The following is a 19,954-nucleotide window of genomic DNA, read 5'->3' on the forward strand; positions in this document are numbered from 1 at the left end:
GGCTTTTGCTGCCTTGTCCTTTAGAATGATGTCAAGAACTCGTTTCCTGTATGCACATAGTCCTCATAGTCTGCAATTTGAGATCGCAGCGTTTCGGCCATCTGCCGGGTTTCTGCTGTATTCTGCCTGCTTTCCATGACAAGCAGGTGGTTTTTCAGGTCGTGGTAGATGGAGCGGACACGTTCTTCTTCGGCAATGCGCTCTTTGTAATAATCCCGCTGTGTTTCCATCTGCTGTACTCGGTATGCCGTCTGCATGGAATCATAGATATAGGCCGCCAGATACATACACCCGAAACTGGAAAAAATAGAAGCCCCACAGATGGGATAAACAATCGCAGTATTTTCTGGCATAAAGTAAATAATGGTGAAGATTGCCACAAATGAGGCAAGAATCAGCATATCAATAATAAGCCATGTCTTTATGTTAAGATGGGACGGAATTTTTTCTAAAAACCTCCGCAAAACCAACCACGCGCCGATCCAGAACAGTAAGCGCAGTAAAAGTGACACTGTATAAATAGCTGTACTGATGAGCATTAGTGTTGGGGACTGCAAAGTCTCCTCATAACTTGCTTGGGTTATGATTTTGAATAATCGGCCCCCGGTGTCAAGCATTAAGTAGTTAATGGCAATGAGTGCTGGATAAAAAACAAGCATGACCGATAATTTCTCCATGAATGTCCCACGATAAAACAGCAGAACATAGAGAAAAAACAACAACATCGTACCGAACAGACTTCCGGCATCATTGGAATAGATAATAGAATCAGCCAAATAGCCACAAACCAGAAACGCTATAACTTTCAGCACCACATTTTTGCGGAGAGGAAGAAAGGATTTCAGAATAAGAAAGAAAACCGCTGTATATCCCCATGCCAATAGAAAAGAGAGGATTTCAAAAAAGCGCATCATAAGAAATCCCCCCAATAGTCCGTCAGCCGTTCCATAAATTCTTTCCGTTTGGGCTGGCTGATGGGAATGACCTCACCTGTAATCAATTCAATATCCAGCTTCTTGATGCCTTTCACATAGAACAGATTGACAATATAGCTGGTATGGCAGCGCACAAAGTCTTTGTCGCAAAGTTCCCGTTCCACCTCTTTCATGCTCTTATAGCAGATAATATTTTCCTGCTCGGTATGGAACATCAGATTGCGGTTATAGGTTTCAACGTATCGAATGGATTTCAGCGGCACCTTATATTTGCCGGTATCATTGGTAATCACCAGAGAGGGGATATCTTCTTTCTGGCTGCGCTCCACGAATTTGTCCATTTCTGATTTGAGCCGGGCATATTTCATGGGCTTAATGATGTAGTTCGTCGCATGGTATTTATATCCCTCAAGCCCATACTGTGTAAGAGTAGTCAGGAAAATAATACCCACGGTTTCGTTCATCTGCCGGATGCGCTCGGCAGCATGAAGTCCGTCTACCATCTTCATTTGAATATCAAGGAAAATCAGGTCTATGGTTGGATCGTATTTCTCGATCAGCTCCATACCGTCATAGTACGGGGTAATCTTTATGTTCCGGCCTGTTTCCTTGCTGTATTGGTTCAGTAAGTCGGTCAAATACTGAACAAAGTCTTTTTCATCATCACAAATTGCTATATGCAGCACTGTATCACCTGCTTTCGTTATACCGTCTGTCCTTTGGCTTCTCTGCCTCCTTGGGGATCAGCCAGACACCGGCCATTTTTACAGCACCGGGGATGCGTCCATCGGTGCAGTAATAATTTATCTGACGGGACGAAACGCCCCATTTTTCGCTTGCCTCTTTGAGCGTCATGTAATCCATGTTCACACCTCTAACAATTTATTTTATTATATTTCATTTGCTCGAAGAATACAAGCCCGCAACCATGCTGTCAAAAAAGAAAAACGATATAATCGTACATCTTGTCAGGCATAATAAGGTCATTCCATCATATAAACCGGAACAATACAATATTATTGAGGTGAACGATTATGCCGATTGATGATTTAACTGCTTTAGGGCAAAAAATGCGGGAAGCCCGAAAGAATAAAGAGCTAACACAGCAGGAGCTATCTGATCTGAGCCATGTTTCTGTAAAGCAAATCGCCAATATCGAAAAGGGGAAAATGAATCCCTCTTATTTGATTTTAAGAGCATTGGCAAAGGTCCTGCACATCTCTTTAGATACGCTTATAAATCCAGATATTTCTCTGGAAGATGAAGGTGTCAATCAGATGAAAATGCTTTATTCCACCTGTCCGCCAGAAATGCGTGACACCCTGTTACATCACACACAGGAAACGGTGAAAGAACTGACAGAGTTGTCCGAGAAATTTGAAACGAATTGAGCCAGTGAGTGAAATTTAACGATTCTCTCACTGGTTCTTTTCATTTTCGGAGAAAAGAGGCAAGCAATGCCTGTGTTAATACACACAGGCCCGCAGAGAAGAAAATCCCTCCGTGATTTTCCTCTCCGCTTGCTTGTTGAGGGCAGCGCCCCCAAGCCCCTTTGAACACAGAATTTCATTCTGTGGCTGCGCGTTCTGCGAACGCTTTTGACCAGGACCAGCTTACCGCTGGCCGTGGTCTTTTTCTTTTTCAACATCCTGTTCTACCTCCATTTTCAGCACTCGATCTACATTTGCCTTTGCCCTTAAAAGCTCCCGCATTTCCTCACGGGAACGCCGGTACTCGGCATAGGTCTTTTTCTTTTCTTCCAGCAATTTCGCGTACTCCGTCTGCAACTCTTTGACCTTGGGAATCTTCTTGACTCCCATCTCATCAAAGGCATTCTTAGCAGCCTGGTGGAGCAGAATTTCTTCCTCATGTTCCCCCCGGAATTTCTTAGAGTAACCCGCCTTGCGGTATGCCACATAGACCTCACGGGTCTTGGCATAATTTACGATGTGAGTACGCAGAACAGCGATCTCTGCCATGCGCTTTTCAGCCGCTTTGATCTGCGCCGAAAGTTCATTGTGATGTGCCGTGGCAGCCGTAGCCTTTTCTTCCAAAACCGCATACTCCAGCAGGTTATGCTCTGACAGGTAATTCATGGTCTGCGCCATTTGCTTCAGATTGAAAACTTTGGCCCATCGAGCATAGCCAGCACCCTTTCCGGCCTGCAATTTTGCCTGAATGTCCACCAGCAGATTGACCTTGGGCGGCTCCGGCTGCACGGCGGAATTTTTACGGGGCGTATGCCGTTTTTCACCGGCCAGCACCGCACGGATTTCTGCTTCACTGTACCCGGCCCCCAGCTTGTCATCCATGCGGGCTACATTCTTCCAGCCGGGAGCTTTGAGCCGGATTGCTTTCCCGCGCCGAGATACTTCGCAGCCCATTTCTGTAAGCAGTTTCAACAGCGCATCAAAGTCCGCCGGTTTCTGCTCCAGCGCTCGGTCAATCATCACCCGTAGCTGTTCCCGATGGGAGGGATTGGCCTGTTCGCCCAGCCACTTATTGTAGCTTTTTCCGTGGGGTTTCGGGTCCTCCACAATGGACAATCCGTTCTCGATACAGATGGTATCGCTCAAGCGTCGGACGGCTCTGGTGCTGCCCCAAAAGTTGCGGAACTTTCGGTCACAATCTGCATTGACCGCCGACCAGATGATGTGATTATGAACGTGCGATTTGTCTATGTGGGTGCAGACCACAAAGGCGTGATTGCCCTTGGTGAACCGCTTGGCAAATTCCACGCCCAGGCGGTTGGCTTCCTCCGGTGTGATTTCACCGGGTTTGAATGACTGGCGCACATGGTAAGCGATCACATCGTCCGCCCCGCGCACCCGCCCGGTGGCGGAGATATACTGCCGCTTCGCCAGAAGGAACTCTGCATCGGCGGTCCGGCTGTCACAGCCATAGCCGGTAATTAGTTTTCCGTTGTCGGTCTTTTGCGGATTTGCCACATAATCAATGATGTCGCTGATTGCTCGGCTCTCAGTGCGCCCCTTGCCGATATGCAGGGGCATGATGCGTGTGGTTGCCATAGAAGGGCCTCCTTTCTAAAAAAGAAACGGCCTGCATGATGCAGACCGCTTTTGCTATTCTATAAAATCGTCCTCGATGTCCTCTAACCGCTTCGGAGGAAACCTCATCTCGTATTGTTCTTTTGCCAGTGCACGAACTTCCGGGCGCTTATCTTTCATTCGGTTTTTCAGCCAGGAAATCTGCTCCTTTGATAACCGCCAAGGGAGATTCAGTAAGCGGTTTACTGTCATTTGCTCCGCTTGTTTCTCCGGCGATAAAGAAGCACAGGATTTACAGATGTGCGCCGCATGACCTTTGCCGGAAAATTTTTCGTTAGCCTTATATTCTCCGCAGACTTTACAATAATGTCCATGCTTCTTCATAGGCTCGATTCCTTTTCACTGAGCGCATATAAACTGCGAACCGCCCCCATGATGATGTTCCACTCCAGATCTGCCGCATAGGAAAATTTTTTACGGTACGATTCCCAAAGTTTCTGCATCACCGGACTATTTTCCACTTCTTCAAAAACTTCGGCAGCTTCTGCAAGATGTTGTTCTGTCCCGCGTTTGTGGGCAGTGGCCCGCAGCGCATCATGGAGCGTCTGCCGGTTCAATGTGTTCCCGTGGAGCTGATCCAGAATATAAATGTCATAGAAATCTCTCATGCGGGTGTTGGTGGTGGTTCTGGTGATGATTGTTTCCAGCTTTTCAGCCAGAACGGTTTCCAGATTGTATGCCCAAATGTCAATGGAGCGATCTTCCAGCATCAGCTTGAAAGAGTAGCGTACCTCCCTTGGGGTAATGGCATCCCCTGTGGAAATGTCAATCTTCAAAGGTGTCACCACACCGTCAAAGGTTGTAGTCATGCTGACCCGAATCCCAGGATACTCCGCTTCATCCATAATCTCTGAAATGCTTTTCAGCTGAAATTTGACGCCATCATCAATCGGTACACTCACAATAGCAGAAATCAGGTTCTCGATGTCCTCTACATTAACATTGGCTCCTTTTACAGTAGCGTCCAAGTCCATCGTGGAACGGGCATCCAGTCCAACCATTGCCGCTACCAGCATCCCGCCTTTCAGAATAAATTTATCACGATATTCAGAAAGGGAAATACGCTCCAGAAAACGCTCCATCATATAGTTTCGCATTAAAAGCTGTGCATCCGCAGATTTTTCTCTGGAAAGATTGCGAATCAAATCTTTTAGCTGCCTTGCTGTTTTTATCATAAAAGCACCTCCAAATACTGCCGTAAAATTTTTTCAACCCGGAACATACCGGCATACCGCATCAAAGTCCGCAGATCCTTGTCCTTTCTTCTGGCATACATTTTTAGCGCTCCTTGAAAAGTCTGTGTCTCCATGTTGTTCCGGCTGCGGAGCAGATCGCAGATGGTGCGCTCCATATCATAGATAGGAACCGTATGCCCAAAAGGTGTTTGGCCAGTTGTCAACCCTACCTCATATAGTTCTGGTTTGATGGTGTAAACAGAAAGCCCCTCTGCCTTTAAGCGAGTGGTGCTGTACCCTCTGCGCACCGTGATAGCGTATGGAGATGGTTCCCGGTCTGTCAGGTCATGGAAAAATAGCGCCGATTCATGGGAAAATACTGCCTGACCACATCGCAGATGTAACAGAAACATCGCATCAATCCAGGTGTCCTCGGAGACATAAATTCCGTGAGCAACCTGCTGAAGATTTTTCTCTTTGACATATTCATAAAAAATGGGTTTTACAATTCCGCTGGCGATTACCTGTGCGGTTTGCAGCATCCCATCATGCTCGGTCAGAAGTCTGTCTAACTGCTCAAACCGTTCTGATTTGGTCACATTCATCACTTCCTTTCGTGCTACTATTATACACGAATGTGGCACGGAAGTAAATATAGCAATTTAACAGACACTGTCTGGCATTTTTTGTGACCGCGCATTTTATCCATAAACCAAATCCTGAATGGCAAACTTCAAGTCCTGCACCTTGCCCAGCAGCCAGATGGCAGCCATCGGCAGACCATAGGGACTAATAAGGAATGCCATCACCAGCAGGATAATGCCGTTTTGCAGTGAACAGATCAGCAGAACCGCCACACCCAACAGTGCAACCATCATGCTGATAAGCCCCAGCACCAGACCGGAGACATAGACGATCCCCACACAAATCCAAACGAACAGGGTCAGCGCCAGAATCACCGGAACCATCACGATCTTCAACAGCAGTTTCAACAAAAATACCAATGCCCTCATTGTTATGCCTCCTCTCAAAATCACAGTTCCTGTTCCTGATTCCATTATCCCTGTCTCACAGCCAAAAGGCAAGGATACGGGCAAAAAGAAAAAGCGGAGGAAGGCGCGGCGAAGAAACGCCGTTCCTCCCTCCGCAAATGGGGTATTTGTCCCGGTTACGAAAGTTTGGAGAGTTGCGTCAGTATCTCTTTAACTCCGTCCCATAACTGTTCCTGCCGCTGGGATATATCCTCCAAATCGACATCATAAATCCGCCCGGTCTCATGCACCTTGCGGGTCAGCTGGTTTAAGTTGTTGCTGCTCCGGCGCAGCAGGGATACCAGTTCTTTCAGTTCCGGCAAATCCAGCTGCACCACATAGCCGTCCACAGCCATTTTCCGCAGATAGGCGCTCAAATTCTCTGTCCCGTATTGCTGCATCTTTTGATGGATCAGCTCCAGTTCTTCTGCGGACACCCAAAACAAAACCGGAACATCCCGCTTGCGCTTTGCCATGGTTATCTCTCCGGCTCCCGTTTTTTCGGGGCGGCAGACTTATGGGCGGGCAGCTCCTGTTTGAGCTTTTGCAGGACAGAACTTTTCTGCTGTTCTTGAGCAACTTTTCGGAACTGTCTGGTGAACAGATCGGTCAGACCGGGATTGACCCCATCCACAACCAGATAGGCACAGTGGCGGGAAGCATCGCTGTCCTCCGGCATGGGAATGGTTTTTGCCCAGGCTTTATTGTCCTGAGAGATACGCCCGTCATGGTTCTTGTGCTGGATGGTGTTGGCAAGAATAAACTGTACCCGTTCTGTCCCGAACTTTTCCTGCACATCTTTGACCGCCGCCTCCGTATCCAGCCGGTTCTCTGCATAGTGGGCGCTGATAGTCTGCTCAATGGCTTCTTTGCAGGCGCTGTTTGCCTGATACGAACGGTTATATTGTGCCATCTCTCCATGCTCGGACGCATAGGCGGCAGAATGGGGGTAGAGAGGGGCAGTTCGTAATTCTTCCTGCGCCCTGCACACATCGTCGGCACGGCTTTCAATGCTGTCCCGGATCACATCCATATAGCCGGTCTCCAGCTTTTCAAAATAGCGGTACACATCTGCCAGCGGAGAGGGCGATTCCAAAAGTGCCTGAGCCTGGGTGTCGGTCAACTCCAGTTCCTCCATTGCCATCACGATGTCCTCGCGGATGGTGTACTCATAGGCATGGTTTAAGACTTCTTCCGGGGGCTGGCTTTTCAGCCAGTCCCGGAACTTGTCCTGTTCGGCAGCCATCTTTTCATAAAGGGCTGTATTCAGATCGTTAGTATTCATGTTATCGCACCTCCTCATGCTGTTTTGGTTTCTTGTCTGTACTACGGGGTTGCACCGGGCGTTTTAGGTTATCCAGCACCGAAGGCCGTGTGCTTTTGGCAACAACAGACTCGGTGTGTGCCTGCCCCTTTCCGTCGATGTTGAGCAGGGTATCCAACTCCACCAGACGGGCGTTTTTGCTTCTCAGTTCTTCTTCATAAAGGAACGGCTTTCCTACTTCCTCCTTGGCTGCGGCCTGCTGCTGGTAAAGGTTCTCCAGCTGATTTTTGACCGCTTCCAAACGCTGGGGCATCTGCGCCAGTGCGTTGTCGATACGGGTAAGATTTCCGCGCGGGTCTGTACCCAGGGTCGCCCGATGGGTCATTTGTCCTTTCAGCAGGAGCGTATATTCCTGTTTCCACGCTTCAAATTCCACCAACATAGTGAATCCACGGTAACTGCCAATCTGCACCGAATCGGAGGTTTTGACCTCCTTGCAGGCATCCAAAAGGGCTGCACCGGCGTTCTCCTTATCGGTCAGCAGGTCTCCACGAATCTCCATACCAGCAAAACCGTCCTCCGGGTGCGGGTGAGCTGTCAAAACCTCCAGATCGGATTCAAAGCCCTTGATAAAACCTTTGTGCTTTTCAATCTCCTCCGGGAAGTATTTGAGCAGCTGGTCCTCCAGACGATATTGCTTGCTCTGGTGGTCGGCTTTCATCAGCTTCAGGCGGGATACCTCCACATCCAAATCCATACGCTCCTTGATGCGGGGATCTCCGGCACACAGAGCCTTGATCTCGGCAAAACTGAGGGCTGTTTCATCCACATCATCGCAGGAACGCACCGGTGATTTAGAAGTCATGATCTGGCTGATGAATTTCTGTTTGTTTTCCACCGTCTGCCAGAGGTATGCGTCAAAGGTTCCCTCCGTGACATAGCGGTACACATGGACAAGAGGGTTCTGGTTGCCCTGGCGCTCGATACGGCCCTTGCGCTGGGCAAGGTCTCCCGGCCGCCACGGGCAGTCCAAATCATGCAGCGCCACAAGGCGATCCTGCACATTGGTGCCTGCGCCCATCTTGGCGGTGCTGCCTAAGAGGACACGAACCTGACCGGTACGGACTTTAGAGAACAGCTCCTTTTTCCGCACTTCGGTATTGGCTTCATGGATAAAAGCGATCTGGTCGGCAGGCATCCCCTGAGCAATGAGTTTCTGACGAATATCGTCATATACCGTAAAGATCGGTTCCTGCTCCGGCAGAGGCACAGTGCCTTCCAATGCGTGAAGCAGTGGATTATCCAGCGTTTTCGCCGCCTTGCTTGCAGGGGCTTTTGCCTGCGGTGTAGAAATGTCGCAGAACACCAGCTGGGTCAGCTTGTCAGCTTTGCCATTCCGCCAGATCTGCATGATGTTGTCCACGCACTGATTGACCTTTGTGCCAGGTTCATCCGGCAGCATCTGGTTGACGATTCTCTGGTCCAGGCCCAGCTTACGGCCATCCGAGGTAATCTTGAGCATATTATCCACCGACGGGTCCACACTGCCTCTGTGTACTTCGGAAGCGCGCTCAGAGAGTGCCTTCACCATTTCCTGCTGATGTTCGGTGGGCTGTGCCACGATGTTGTGGTATTCCACTTCCGGGGTGGGCAGGTTCAACTGGTCGGCGGTCTTGATGTCCGCCACCTCTTTGAACAGGTTCATCAGCTCCGGCAGGTTGAAAAACTTGGAGAATCGGGTGCGCGCCCGATAGCCGGTTCCCTCCGGGGCCAGTTCCAGCGCCGTGACGGTTTCTCCGAAACGGCTGGCCCAGCAGTCGAAATGGGTCATGCTCAGTTCTTGCAGGCGGTCATACTGGAGATACCGCTGCATGGTGTAAAGTTCGGTCATGGAGTTGCTGACCGGTGTGCCGGTGGCAAAAATCACGCCACGATTTCCGGTGATCTCATCCATATAGCGGCACTTGGCAAACATATCGGAGGATTTCTGCGCATCCGATGTGGAAAGACCAGCCACATTCCGCATTTTTGTGTATAGAAACAGGTTTTTATAGTTGTGGGCCTCGTCCACAAACAGCCGGTCCACACCCAGCTGCTCAAAAGTTACCACATCATCTTTTCGCCCCTCGGCTTGTAGCTTTTCCAGCCTGGCTTCCAGCGATTTGCGGGTACGCTCCAGCTGCTTGACGGTAAAACGCTCGCCGCCGCTGGCCTGCACCTCTGCAATACCCTCGGTGATCTCGTCGATCTGCTCATAGAGAAGCCGTTCCTGACGCTCCCGGCTGATGGGGATACGCTCAAACTGGCTGTGTCCCATGATGATGGCGTCGTAGTCACCGGTCGCAATACGGGCGCAGAACTTCTTGCGGTTATGGGTCTCAAAGTCCTTTTTGGTTGTGACTAAGATGTTGGCAGAAGGATAGAGGCGCAGAAACTCCGATGCCCACTGCTCAGTCAGGTGGTTGGGAACCACAAAGAGAGATTTCTGGCACAAGCCCAGGCGTTTGGCTTCCATCGCAGCGGCCACCATCTCAAAGGTTTTGCCCGCGCCTACTTCGTGTGCCAGCAGGGTATTTCCGCCATACAGCACATGGGCGATGGCACTTTTCTGGTGTTCCCGCAGGGTAATGGCCGGGTTCATGCCGCCAAAAGTGATATGGCTGCCATCATACTCGCGGGGACGGGTAGAGTTCATTTCTTCGTTATACTGGCGCACCAAAGTCTGGCGGCGCTCCGGGTCTCTCCAGATCCAGTCCCTAAAGGCTTCCCGGATAGCCTGCTGTTTTTGGGCAGCCAGAGTGGTCTCCTTGGCGTTTAGTACGCGGCGCTCTTTTCCGTCTGCGTCCTCTATGGTGTCATAGATACGGACATCCCGCAGGTTTAAGGAATCCTCCAGAATCTTGTAGGCGTTGGCGCGGCTGGTTCCGTAGGTGGTATAAGCTGCCACATCGTTGTAGGATACAGAAGATTTCCCCTTGATCTGCCATTCAGCAGTAAAGGAGGAATAGTTGACCTCAATGCTGCGCTGGAGATAAAACGGGGTGTTGAAGGTCTCGTACATAAACTGCTGGATGTACTCCTTGTCAATCCAGGTAGCGCCCAGACGCACCTCAATTTCCGACGCATCCAGGTCTTTGGGCTGGGCGGCGTTAAGAGCTTCCACATTGACTGCAAAAGAAGGGTCCTGCTGTGCCGCCCGCTGCGCCTGACGCAGTTTGCGGCGTACATTGCCGGAAAGGTATTCATCAGCAGTCACATAATGGGGTGTGCCGTCCTGTTCCAGCTGTCCCGGCACACGGAAGATCACGCCTTGCAGTTCTCCGGCCAGTGCTTCTTTTGTTTTTCCGGTAAGCCGACTCATATAGCTCATATCTACGCAGGCTTTTTCCGAGATGGACACCGCCAGTGCTTCGCTTGCCGTATCCACAGTAGCCACTGCCTGATGGGGCTTGATGGTTCGTTTGGTGAACATATCCGCCTTACGTTCCAGTTTCCCGTCCTCGTCGATGACTTCCAGCGCACAGAGCAGGTAATAGGAAGAATCATCTGCATAGGCCAGCCGATTTGCACGGTCATTGATAAGGCCATATTTTGCAGAAAAGCTGTCATAGAGGCTGTTCAGTTCCGCCTGCTTTTGGGTAATGGTGCTGTCTGGAACCGCTGCATCCATCTGAAGGTCGATCAGTTCCTGCACACAATCACGCAGTCCCACAAGACCTTTCACGCGGGCTTCGGCGGTGGCGTTGAGGTCAGGGCGCACCATGCGGCTGTTTTCCCGATAGTACACCTGCCCGTCTACAATGGCATAGGAATAGTTCTTCACATTGGGGTCGGCAGGAATGGAGGTGTCAATGGCTTCGCCTTCGCCCAGCTCCGGCAGCTCTGCCTCCTGATAAGTGCCATGAATGTACTTCACAGCATCATGCAGCTGGTCGGAAAGCTCCAGTCCCTTGATGGGGTTCACGGTGTAGTCCATACCATGAGCAGTGCTTACCGGCTCCTGTCTGCCCAGCACCATTTCCGGGTGGTCGATAAAATACCGGTTAATGGCAAACCCGTCCTCCGTCTGTCCGGTCTGGCTCCATTCCGGCACGATGTCCAGCGGGCGATCCCGCTTTTGGAGAAAGATGATGTCCGATACAACCTCGGCACCGGCATTCTTTTTGAACGCGTCATTAGGCAGACGGATCGCTCCCAGCAGCTCGGCACGCTGGGCAAGATAGCGGCGCACGGTGGAATCCTTGGCGTCCATGGTATATCGGGAGGTCACAAAAGCTACCACGCCGCCGGGACGCACCTGGTCGAGTGCTTTGGCAAAAAAGTAGTTGTGGATGCTGAAATTCAGCTTGTCATAGGCTTTATCTCGAACCTGATACTGACCGAAAGGCACATTGCCGATGGCAAGGTCAAAGAAGTCCCGCCTGTCAGTAGTCTCAAAGCCGCCTACTGTGATGTCCGCCTTGGGATAGAGCTGCTTTGCGATACGCCCGGAAACCGGGTCAAGCTCCACACCATATAGACGGCTGTTTCTCATTTCCTCCGGCAGCATACCGAAGAAGTTGCCCACACCCATAGATGGCTCCAAAATATTTCCGGTCTCAAAGCCCATGCGCCCCACCGCTTCATAGATTGCCTGGATAACCGTAGGGCTGGTGTAATGGGCATTGAGGGTAGAGCTTCTGGCGGCAGCGTATTCCGACCGGGTCAGCAGTTCTTTTAGCTGGGTATACTCGGAAGCCCATGCCGGTTTCTCTGGGTCAAACGCATCAGAGAGACCGCCCCAGCCCACATATCGAGAAAGAACCTCCTGTTGTTCGGGGCTTGCCTGCTGTCCGGCAGATTCCAGCTCTTTCAGCAAACGAATGGCATTAACATTTGCCTGGAACTTGGCTTTTGGACCGCCTTCGCCCAAATGCTCATCGGTAATGCGGAAGTTCTGTGCATTGCGGCGCAGGTTAGCCTTGTATTCCTCATAGGAGGCTTCCTCGGCAGCTTTGGCATTGGGGAAGGTCTGCCACTGGCCGTTGACCTGAATGGAAACCGGGTGTTCATCCAGCACTTCCTCAAAGGTTTTCTCCGGCTCTGTTGCAGGGGCTGGCGGCTCCGGCTCCTCCATATGCAACCGTTCCACCACCACATCATAAGGCAGATTGTTCTTATCGCCCGGATGGACGGCCATGGTCTCGGAATGGAAGGTCGGGGATTCGGCAGTCGGTTGGGGCTGTTTCTGTCCAAAACCGTCCTGCTGACGGGCATACATCCCGCGCAGCAAAGGTGCAACCTCATCCCAGCGGAAATACAGCATAGCCAGACGCTTTTCCTCTGCATCCATGACTTCCAGTTCTATGCCCTGTGCCGTGGTACGGTAATCGGCAATATCGCCGGTCTCCAGATTCAGTGTCTCGATCTCACCGGAATAGGCTCTGCTCAGCCAGTAGGCGATCTCGCTGTTGCTCCTGCCGGATTGCAGCAGCGTGGAAATCTGCTTTTTATCCGCTTCATCCATCAGTCCATGAGCCAATACATCCCGCAAGTCCTGATCTGCCTTGTCCGGGTCAATAGGAAGAAACTCGGTATAGTAAGCATTGCGGCGGTCTGCCCGAAGCAGCTGCTCGAACTGTTCTTTGCGCTCTGCCCGGTAGATGGGATATACCATCCCGGTGGGCAGAAGCTGTACGGTGTCCTCCCGCAGCTCGGTGATCTGATAGGCGTCATCCTCGATATACACAGTATCGCCCACGGCATAGACCGGGGCGGCTGGGTCATAGGAGGTTCTTTGCGGAATTGGGCGGCGAACTGTGTCATATTCCTCATCGGAAATGGAAACTTCGGAAGTCTGCTCTGTCTCGGCATCTGCGATCTGCTCTGCATCTGACATCACCTGTTGGATAAACGGATCATTGTCCAGTTTTTCCGGGTCTGCCACCTGTCCGTTCACGATCCCTCTTTCTTCCAGAGCTTCCCGGATGGCGATGGGGTCGATGTCGTCAAAACGGTCCTGTTCTTCTTCGGTATAGAACCGGTCCTCCTGAATGAGCTGGGCAATCCGGCGCTGTACCTTCGGCCAGGGCAGCTGCGTTTCCTCCGGGCTGCCGGCACGGACAACGAACAGGCTGTTGCTGTTACTGCCGCCGTATTCCTGAGACAGCCATGCGGCGGTATCTTTTTCTCTTGCATGGTCTTTCATATAGCGGACAACAGCGTGTTTACTCTCGATATTGCCGTTCCATGCACAAAGGGCAGTATCAATATCTTCCTGAGAAAGAGGGCGCAGAAGCTCATGGAGCTTTGGATAGGTCTCGTCGATCACTTCCCGGTGTAAACGCTGACGGAACTCCGGCACATCCGAATAGAGTCAGATCAGCTCCATATCCTTAGAACCAAGGACTGCACGGCGCACAGCGGCATTACCCTCGATGACAGCATTTTCACGGTCAGAATGCCCGCAGGCATTGCGGTATGCGGTATCCTCAGAAATGGCGGCAGTCACCACAGGCTTATACTGCTCAAACTGCTCCCCAAGGGTAGGCTTTGGTGTTTCTTCATCCATCTCCGGCTGCTGGGCTTGAATGGCATCTTCTTCGGCCAGTTCCTGTTCAGACTGGATCTTGTCATACTGTGCCTGTTCCTGTTCGGTAAGATAGCGGTCTTTCTGGACAAGTGAGGTAATGCGCTTGGCAACCTTTTCCCAGTTCAAGTGAACATCCGGGCAGTCCTGCTTTTTATAGTGCAGTCCTTTCCCATCGTGATCTTCACCGCTGTGTGTTGCGCCGGACAGGGCATGAGAGCGTCCGCCAATGCCATACTCGTCTTTGAGGAATCTCACTTTCTCCTTATCCGTATGGTTTGCCATGAAGAACGCATAGATACGGCCTTTTCCTCCGGCGAAACTGCTGCCGCCGGTCATAGCGGCGTCGATCTCATCCTCGGTAATGAAGTGCTGAACGGTTGGCACTTGGGAAAGGTCTGAAGAAAAGGTCCTGCGTGGCAGGTCAAGGTCCTTCAGGTTCTCCCAGATCTCCCTTGGTCTGTGATAGTGAAAACGCAACAGGTCACGGTCCTGCTGATAGGCAGTCCAGAAGGCGGCGTATTCTTCCTTGAGGGTCTGGCGGAAAGCCGGGTCACTCAGCTGCTCCGTCAGGCGGCGAGTCTCCTCCGGGAAACCATTGCCTTTGATCTCTGACAGGCAGGACAAATATCCGGCTTCTCTGGCACCCTCACTGAGATCGTGATACAGATACCAGAGCTTTTCTGCAAGGAGGGAGCGTTCATAGCCTGCCACTTCTGCAAGCTCCACATTGGAGGCAAACTGGCCGCTCTCCAAAAGCTCCCCGATACGCTCTGCGGCGCTCTCCCAGGAAATGACCTGGGCAGACCTGTCATAACGGACAGACTTCCCATGGGAAAGATGGATACCATCCTCGGCATACCATGCGCTCACACTGCCAAGGCCATTGCCGCCGTGGTACAGCGTTTTCAGTATCTCGGTAATCTCAGCGGTGGTTTTCTGCTTTTCAAAGGCTGCAACCACACGCTCCCTTTGACGGTCTGTATTGCCGCCCAAACGCAGCACATGGTCGATGTCATTTTGGGCAAAAGAAAAAGCAGAGGATGTATGCGCTACATTCTCTGCTTCATCTATGGATTGGATCTGTTCCGCTTCGGAAAGGAACAGGTTTAGGGTCAGCTGTTGATAAGCTCCGCCATCAGGATCTCCTCTGCCTGGGCTTTGCAAGTGTTCATCAGCCCCACCCACTTCATGGGATCGCTGGCTTTCAGTTGCTCGGTGGCTCCCGCTTCTTTCGCCAGCTGGGGCATCATCTGCTCCAGTCTGCTCTGGGCGGTCTCGTCGATCTCCAGAAGGTGCTGGTACAACTTCTCGCTCATCAGCATCTGGTTGTAGAGGATGGGACGGTGTTCCTTCAGGTAGGTTTTCCTCATCCTGCCGTACTTGCCCAGGGTTTTCTCCGGCTGCTGGCTCAGCTTCAGGTCGGGAATCAGATAGTCTCCGTTCTGGATATAGGTCATGGGATTGTTCATCTTGTTTGCTCCTTTCTTGGTTGGCTTCGCGCTCTGCATTTCGGACGGTAACGCCGATCTGCCGCAGCACCTGCTGGTTGATCTGGCTGACCGCTGTTCCCAGCGCCCCGATGGTGGACGGGGTGTTGAAATCAAAGATTGCCATGAAATCTTCGTGGTCGAAGTAGCGTTCCGGCTCCAGTCCACAGCGGGACATCAAAGCGTAAGTGATACTGACGGTGGCTGCTGCCTTGAACTGTACTCCGATGTTAAACTCATCATATTCCTCCAAAAAGGAACCGTCAACGATATAGAAGAAGTCCTGCTGATGCTCCGTCCAGTATTCCTCAGCCAGTTTTCCGGCTACCTCGGTGAGCTGTCCGGCAAGGTCATCACCGGAAACATCATAGGTGCGCTCAAGCATGGCCTGCACCGAATCCAAATGGCGCTCCTCCAGCTGCCACAGCCAGGGAGTGCGGGAATGTTCACGGGTTCCGGTGTCGGAAATATCAAAGACATAACGCAGGCGGGGCCTGTCCCCGGAATCGTCCACCAGAGCGATTCCCTTGGAACCGCGCCTTACATACCGGCCCATCTTTTCATTCCACAAATCGTACTCCGCACAGGCGGTGGCGTCCGGTCGCTGGGCGTAGATCATCAGCTGTTCATGGAACGGGTATTTGTAAAGTCGGGAAGCAGTGGTGAGAAACCCTGCCCATTCCTGCCAGCTCCCCGTGAGCTGCGTTGCCATCTTCTCCGCCATCTGTGCATATAGTTCAGCTTTGGTTGGCATAGTGTTCTGTCCTCCTTTCGGTTTTGGGGTAAAGAGGTGGGGTGGCATATTGCCACCCCATCCCTGCGATTATGGTGTTTACTGGTCAAAATCCGGGTACAACTCCAGCTCGGCAAACTCGGCATCACTCATGGCCTGGAGCTTGCCCAGTGCGCTGTCTGTCAACTCCCGCAGCTCGGTTTCCTCCGGGGCCAGCTCGCCGCGCATCTCACGCAGGCTGTCGATCAATCCGGTGCGGCTACCGGTATTGTAAATGCACATCAGGTTCATTTCCTCAAAAGTAAAGTTTCCCATATCAAATCTCCCTTTCCGCACTCTTTTTGGGCGCTGTCTTTTTGTGTTCTGCCTTGGGCTGGCTTTTCAGCTGCTCCATGACGGACTTTTTCTTTTCCCGTTCCTCCCGATGGGCAGCGGCAGCCAGATCCATCAGGGAAATGGGCTGACCACTTCGGGCCTGCTGTTCCAGCTCTGCCACCGTAGGTTCTTTTGCGCCATTGTTGATGATACCGTCGATCATGCCGTAATCGTCCTCCACGGCCATCTCCGCATTTTTCAGCGGATTTTCCGGCAGGAATCCGGAGATCTGGGTAAAACCAACGCTGTCGCAGTAATGACAGGATACCTTACTGTCCTGCTTGATCGCAACGATGTCGCTGACACTCATGGAGGGACTGTGAAAGTCCACGGGTTTTTCCAGATTGAATTGCTGATAGAGTTTTTCCAGCTGCTCCGGTACCGTGCCAGACTCCCTCAGCGGAGCGGTGTAAATGAGGTCATAATTGCTGCGGTCTACGGAAATATCATGGGACTTTAGCCAGTCCAAATTCATAAAGCGCACATTCTGCGGATCGTCACGGCTCACCTGATAGATGGCAAAGCAATCTCTGTTCTGAGCAAGAAATGCCTGTTCCCGTTCCTGCTGATGTTCCTGGCGCTCCATGACCTTTTCGTGGAACTGAGGCTTTTCTCCCATTCCTCACGGTCCACGCCAAAAAGACCGCCATGATCCATGATTTCCTGCGGGTCAAACACCATGCTCTCCGTATTGTCCTCATGCAGCACATAGACGGTCAAACCAGCGGCATCCAGTTCCAGCGCCCGTTCTCTGGTAACAGGGAGCATCCCATCATAGGAGTAGCCATATTCCTGCATATCCGGTGTGGAGACCTGCTCATCAGGCATGGGGTATTCATCCAGTGCCTGCTCCTGTGCCTCCGGCAACTGGGAAGAAGCAATCATCTGACTGGTCTCTGCCTGCATTTGCTGATAGGCCGCTTCCTGCAAGGTCTCAATCATGGACATAGGAGCGTGTCTGAGCGAAGTGCTGTCCAGATTGTTGTCATCACAAATCTGGAGAACTGCATTTTTGCGGGAAAGCTCCGGCATATCCAGCTGACCACCATCCAGCTCTTTCATGGATGCGGCATCGTAAAGGGTATAGTCCCATCCGCTGTCACAGGACTGGATATGAAGATAGGTGGCATCGTTGATCAGAAACAAAGCCTCCTGCTGGTTGGCATCCGCCCCCAGCACTTCCATTTCCGGCATGGCCGCAGCCAGTTCCTTTACCGCTTTTTGCACCAACGGATTATCACGGTAATAGTCGATTGCCTGAATGGTGTCCAGGTCAATGGTCTGTCCAGTCAAAATCGGAAACGGTCCTTCATAGTCGCTTCCATCTTTCAGCTCAAACCCAATCCCTTTGACCCCGTTCATTCGCTCTGCCGGAATTTCCTGATAGATGCGGACCGCCTCCTCCAAAGACAGGTTATCGTGATATTCTCCAAGGTTTGAAAACTCCATGCACTCTGCCACATAGTAAGTCAGATTGCCGGTTGGCTGCTCTATCGGGGCGGTTTCCGGCTCTGCCTTTGCATGGAGATCAATCCCACGCTCTTTGCATATTTCCTTATAGTGGCGCTCAATGTCAGAGATCAAAGTGCCGGAGGTCTTATTGATGGTCTCCAAACTGGCTCTCAGCTCTTTCAGTTCCTTGCCCTGACTCCAGCTTGCAATATAGCCGAAGCTGTTTTCTCCGGTTTCAATGCCAAAATACTTGCAGACCGCATAGGAGATGCTTTCAGCCTCCACTTCCTCCGTGTGGCGGTCTTTCCTCTGTTCTTGCAAAAACTGGGTGAGGGTAGAAAAGCCGCCAACAAAATTCAGCCCTTCTTCCTCGGTCAGCATCAGGCGTCCATCTTCCGCCAGCTCCAGCGGCTCTGTCAGCAGAACGGAACCTGCATGGTTTACAACCACTTGTTCTTCTACACAGACCGGCTCTCCGGGGTCGTAGTCAGAACCGCGCAGGTCATAGCAATAAACGCCCTCCGGCAGATTATCACGGACAATCCGCCCATTGGAGAACAGACCGGGTTTATCAAACAGCTCGATTTCCTGATATTGCTCGTCATTGGCAATCTGAATCTTTTTCTGATTGTGGAGCTTGCTGTGGGCAATCTCGTGTACTGTGGCCGAAACCGTCTGCACCTCGCTCATGCCCTGGCGAATGGCAATTTTCTGATGATCGGCAGAAAAATAGCCGTCCGTATCGGCGGCCATTGCTTCAAAAGTAATCGGCACCGGTGCGCTGCGGCGCAGGGCCTCCATGAATGCCTCATAATTTGGCACATTGCCGGAAAGGGAGGAAGCAAGCTCCGGCAAAGGTTTCCCGTCGGTCTGGCTCACATCAAAGACCTTGACCGGACGAAACATGGGAATCTCGATTTCTTTTTCCTCTGTGACGATCTTTCCGTCTTTATCCAGAATCGGAGCCTTGGTATCCGGGTCCAGCTTCTGCTCCTCGATTTTCTTCTTGTACGGTGTTGGGGCGATGATGGTAATGCCATGCTCGCCCTTTTTTACATGACGCTCAAACTGGTCTTTCCACTTATTGTATCCGGCTACCAAAGTGGCGTCCGGCTTCTGCATATAGATGAGCATGGTGTTGTTTACCGAATAGCGGTGAAATCGGGACATGACGGACAGATAACGCATATACTTTTCGCTTTCAAACAGTTCTTTGATACCCTGCTCGATGCCATATGTGATTTCCCTTAGCCGTTCTCGATTGGTGGGTTTATTCTCAGCCATGATTTTCAATCTCCTTTCCAAGTGTGTGATTTCTGCTGTGTGTTCTGCAATCCATGCCTTTTGTTCTTCTTCACTTTCATAAAGAAAAAGGTCCAACAGGTACTCTACATAGGTTTTCTTCTGGATTGCTTCCACAAAACGGGGGTGCGGTTCTTCCTCCGGTGTCCGGGGAGAATTGTCGGCCTCCCATTTTTTCAGCAGATAGTAGTAATCGGACAGTACGCGATAACACCGCTGCCGGTCCTCCCGAAACTTTTGTGCCTCTGTTTTCTGCCGGACATATCTCCTACGGGGAGAGGCCTGACTGTCATAGATCAGGCCAAAGTCCTGTGCCAATTTCTCTGCCGCTTCTTTTGGGGAGAGGTCAAAGAGCTTTGCGGTAAAGTCGATCACATCCCCATCTTCACCGCAGCCAAAGCAGTGGAACCGCTGGTCTACCTTCATGCTGGGGTTCTTATCATCGTGAAAGGGACAGCAGGCCATGCCATTTCGTTTGACCTCGATCCCATAAAACGCTGCCGCATCTCTGGTGCTGACCGACTGCTTGACCGCTTCAAATACATTCTCTGCCATGTGCCT

General features: G+C 51.5%; 18 protein-coding genes. 2 read left to right on the forward strand and 16 right to left on the reverse strand.

All coding sequences use genetic code 11. The annotated features are described in order from the left end of the window. Window positions 1-20: 20 nt before the first annotated feature. The 3 genes from DW059_RS06665 to DW059_RS06675 are packed head-to-tail and all read right to left on the reverse strand — an operon-like array spanning window position 21 to window position 1,799. Window positions 21-914: a hypothetical protein gene (locus DW059_RS06665; protein WP_242986154.1), complete on the reverse strand. Its 894-nt coding sequence runs from the start codon at window positions 912-914 to the stop codon at window positions 21-23. Beyond that, entirely contained in the window at window positions 911-1,621 is a 711-nt protein-coding gene (locus DW059_RS06670; RefSeq protein WP_117698252.1) for a LytR/AlgR family response regulator transcription factor, read from the reverse strand. Before DW059_RS06670 ends, DW059_RS06665 begins: the two co-directional genes overlap by 4 nt. Window positions 1,622-1,625: 4 nt before the next feature. After that, a complete protein-coding gene (locus DW059_RS06675) occupies window positions 1,626-1,799 on the reverse strand; it encodes a helix-turn-helix domain-containing protein (RefSeq protein WP_002576203.1) in 174 nt (57 codons plus the stop codon). Window positions 1,800-1,969: 170 nt separating this feature from the next. On the opposite strand from DW059_RS06675, the gene DW059_RS06685 reads away from it, so the two are divergent. After that, window positions 1,970-2,326 (forward strand): helix-turn-helix domain-containing protein, encoded by a 357-nt coding sequence (locus tag DW059_RS06685; RefSeq protein ID WP_054356922.1) that lies wholly within the window; start codon window positions 1,970-1,972, stop codon window positions 2,324-2,326. A 222-nt stretch (window positions 2,327-2,548) separates the two neighbouring features. Here the strand turns inward: DW059_RS06685 and DW059_RS06695 are convergent, their stop codons facing one another. The 10 genes from DW059_RS06695 to DW059_RS16440 all read right to left on the reverse strand — a co-directional run bounded on the left by DW059_RS06695 (window position 2,549) and on the right by DW059_RS16440 (window position 15,501). Then, window positions 2,549-3,964 carry a relaxase/mobilization nuclease domain-containing protein gene (locus DW059_RS06695; protein ID WP_117698254.1) on the reverse strand — a complete coding sequence of 472 codons (1,416 nt, stop codon included), beginning with the start codon at window positions 3,962-3,964 and terminating at the stop codon, window positions 2,549-2,551. A gap of 54 nt (window positions 3,965-4,018) precedes the next feature. Next, a complete protein-coding gene (locus DW059_RS06700; RefSeq protein ID WP_015528507.1) occupies window positions 4,019-4,327 on the reverse strand; it encodes a hypothetical protein in 309 nt (102 codons plus the stop codon). Beyond that, window positions 4,324-5,178 (reverse strand): nucleotidyl transferase AbiEii/AbiGii toxin family protein, encoded by an 855-nt coding sequence (locus DW059_RS06705; RefSeq protein ID WP_015528506.1) that lies wholly within the window; start codon window positions 5,176-5,178, stop codon window positions 4,324-4,326. The genes DW059_RS06700 and DW059_RS06705 overlap by 4 nt, the downstream gene beginning before the upstream one ends. Further along, a complete protein-coding gene (locus DW059_RS06710; protein WP_432764260.1) occupies window positions 5,175-5,720 on the reverse strand; it encodes a type IV toxin-antitoxin system AbiEi family antitoxin domain-containing protein in 546 nt (181 codons plus the stop codon). The genes DW059_RS06705 and DW059_RS06710 overlap by 4 nt, the downstream gene beginning before the upstream one ends. A gap of 159 nt (window positions 5,721-5,879) precedes the next feature. Then, on the reverse strand, window positions 5,880-6,191 hold the full coding sequence (locus DW059_RS06715) for a CD1845 family protein (protein WP_054356925.1): 312 nt from the start codon (window positions 6,189-6,191) through the stop codon (window positions 5,880-5,882). 155 nt (window positions 6,192-6,346) lie between these two features. Next, on the reverse strand, window positions 6,347-6,685 hold the full coding sequence (locus tag DW059_RS06720; RefSeq protein ID WP_054356926.1) for a plasmid mobilization protein: 339 nt from the start codon (window positions 6,683-6,685) through the stop codon (window positions 6,347-6,349). Between the two features lie 2 nt (window positions 6,686-6,687). Next, window positions 6,688-7,494: a DUF3849 domain-containing protein gene (locus DW059_RS06725; RefSeq protein WP_117698255.1), complete on the reverse strand. Its 807-nt coding sequence runs from the start codon at window positions 7,492-7,494 to the stop codon at window positions 6,688-6,690. A gap of 1 nt (window position 7,495) precedes the next feature. Continuing rightward, a complete protein-coding gene (locus tag DW059_RS06730; protein WP_442969767.1) occupies window positions 7,496-13,660 on the reverse strand; it encodes an SNF2-related protein in 6,165 nt (2,054 codons plus the stop codon). A 168-nt stretch (window positions 13,661-13,828) separates the two neighbouring features. After that, a complete protein-coding gene (locus tag DW059_RS17805; protein ID WP_330408309.1) occupies window positions 13,829-15,208 on the reverse strand; it encodes a hypothetical protein in 1,380 nt (459 codons plus the stop codon). Further along, window positions 15,157-15,501, reverse strand: a complete 345-nt coding sequence (locus DW059_RS16440) for a TnpV protein (protein ID WP_432764160.1) — start codon at window positions 15,499-15,501, stop codon at window positions 15,157-15,159. Before DW059_RS16440 ends, DW059_RS17805 begins: the two co-directional genes overlap by 52 nt. On the opposite strand from DW059_RS16440, the gene DW059_RS16445 reads away from it, so the two are divergent. Continuing rightward, window positions 15,500-16,267: a hypothetical protein gene (locus DW059_RS16445; protein ID WP_242986155.1), complete on the forward strand. Its 768-nt coding sequence runs from the start codon at window positions 15,500-15,502 to the stop codon at window positions 16,265-16,267. The two genes, DW059_RS16440 and DW059_RS16445, sit on opposite strands and share 2 nt — an antisense overlap. A 96-nt stretch (window positions 16,268-16,363) precedes the next feature. On the opposite strand, the gene DW059_RS06735 is transcribed toward DW059_RS16445, so the two are convergent. The 3 genes from DW059_RS06735 to DW059_RS06740 are packed head-to-tail and all read right to left on the reverse strand — an operon-like array spanning window position 16,364 to window position 19,948. Continuing rightward, window positions 16,364-16,579 (reverse strand): transposon-transfer assisting family protein, encoded by a 216-nt coding sequence (locus DW059_RS06735; RefSeq protein WP_002576226.1) that lies wholly within the window; start codon window positions 16,577-16,579, stop codon window positions 16,364-16,366. A gap of 1 nt (window position 16,580) precedes the next feature. Continuing rightward, window positions 16,581-17,225, reverse strand: coding sequence for a YodL domain-containing protein (locus DW059_RS17575; protein ID WP_242986157.1), 645 nt, complete (start codon window positions 17,223-17,225; stop codon window positions 16,581-16,583). After that, on the reverse strand, window positions 17,144-19,948 hold the full coding sequence (locus DW059_RS06740; protein WP_242986159.1) for an LPD28 domain-containing protein: 2,805 nt from the start codon (window positions 19,946-19,948) through the stop codon (window positions 17,144-17,146). Before DW059_RS06740 ends, DW059_RS17575 begins: the two co-directional genes overlap by 82 nt. Window positions 19,949-19,954: the final 6 nt, after the last annotated feature.

Origin of the sequence: Roseburia sp. AF42-8, assembly GCF_003435965.1 — a bacterium.
Classification (GTDB): domain Bacteria; phylum Bacillota; class Clostridia; order Lachnospirales; family Lachnospiraceae; genus Roseburia_C; species Roseburia_C amylophila.

Bases quoted from the DNA above. Each gene is read 5' to 3' on its own strand.
- DW059_RS06665 (WP_242986154.1), bottom strand. From the start codon at position 914: ATGATGCGCTTTTTTGAAATCCTCTCTTTTCTATTGGCATGGGGATAT.
- DW059_RS06675 (WP_002576203.1), bottom strand. From the start codon at position 1,799: ATGGATTACATGACGCTCAAAGAGGCAAGCGAAAAATGGGGCGTTTCG.
- DW059_RS06685 (WP_054356922.1), top strand. From the start codon at position 1,970: ATGCCGATTGATGATTTAACTGCTTTAGGGCAAAAAATGCGGGAAGCC.
- DW059_RS06695 (WP_117698254.1), bottom strand. From the start codon at position 3,964: ATGGCAACCACACGCATCATGCCCCTGCATATCGGCAAGGGGCGCACT.
- DW059_RS06700 (WP_015528507.1), bottom strand. From the start codon at position 4,327: ATGAAGAAGCATGGACATTATTGTAAAGTCTGCGGAGAATATAAGGCT.
- DW059_RS06705 (WP_015528506.1), bottom strand. From the start codon at position 5,178: ATGATAAAAACAGCAAGGCAGCTAAAAGATTTGATTCGCAATCTTTCC.
- DW059_RS06710 (WP_432764260.1), bottom strand. From the start codon at position 5,720: ATGCTGCAAACCGCACAGGTAATCGCCAGCGGAATTGTAAAACCCATT.
- DW059_RS06715 (WP_054356925.1), bottom strand. From the start codon at position 6,191: ATGAGGGCATTGGTATTTTTGTTGAAACTGCTGTTGAAGATCGTGATG.
- DW059_RS06720 (WP_054356926.1), bottom strand. From the start codon at position 6,685: ATGGCAAAGCGCAAGCGGGATGTTCCGGTTTTGTTTTGGGTGTCCGCA.
- DW059_RS06725 (WP_117698255.1), bottom strand. From the start codon at position 7,494: ATGAATACTAACGATCTGAATACAGCCCTTTATGAAAAGATGGCTGCC.
- DW059_RS06730 (WP_442969767.1), bottom strand. From the start codon at position 13,660: ATGAAAGACCATGCAAGAGAAAAAGATACCGCCGCATGGCTGTCTCAG.
- DW059_RS16445 (WP_242986155.1), top strand. From the start codon at position 15,500: ATGGGATTGTTCATCTTGTTTGCTCCTTTCTTGGTTGGCTTCGCGCTC.
- DW059_RS16440 (WP_432764160.1), bottom strand. From the start codon at position 15,501: ATGACCTATATCCAGAACGGAGACTATCTGATTCCCGACCTGAAGCTG.
- DW059_RS06735 (WP_002576226.1), bottom strand. From the start codon at position 16,579: ATGGGAAACTTTACTTTTGAGGAAATGAACCTGATGTGCATTTACAAT.
- DW059_RS17575 (WP_242986157.1), bottom strand. From the start codon at position 17,225: ATGGAGCGCCAGGAACATCAGCAGGAACGGGAACAGGCATTTCTTGCT.
- DW059_RS06740 (WP_242986159.1), bottom strand. From the start codon at position 19,948: ATGGCAGAGAATGTATTTGAAGCGGTCAAGCAGTCGGTCAGCACCAGA.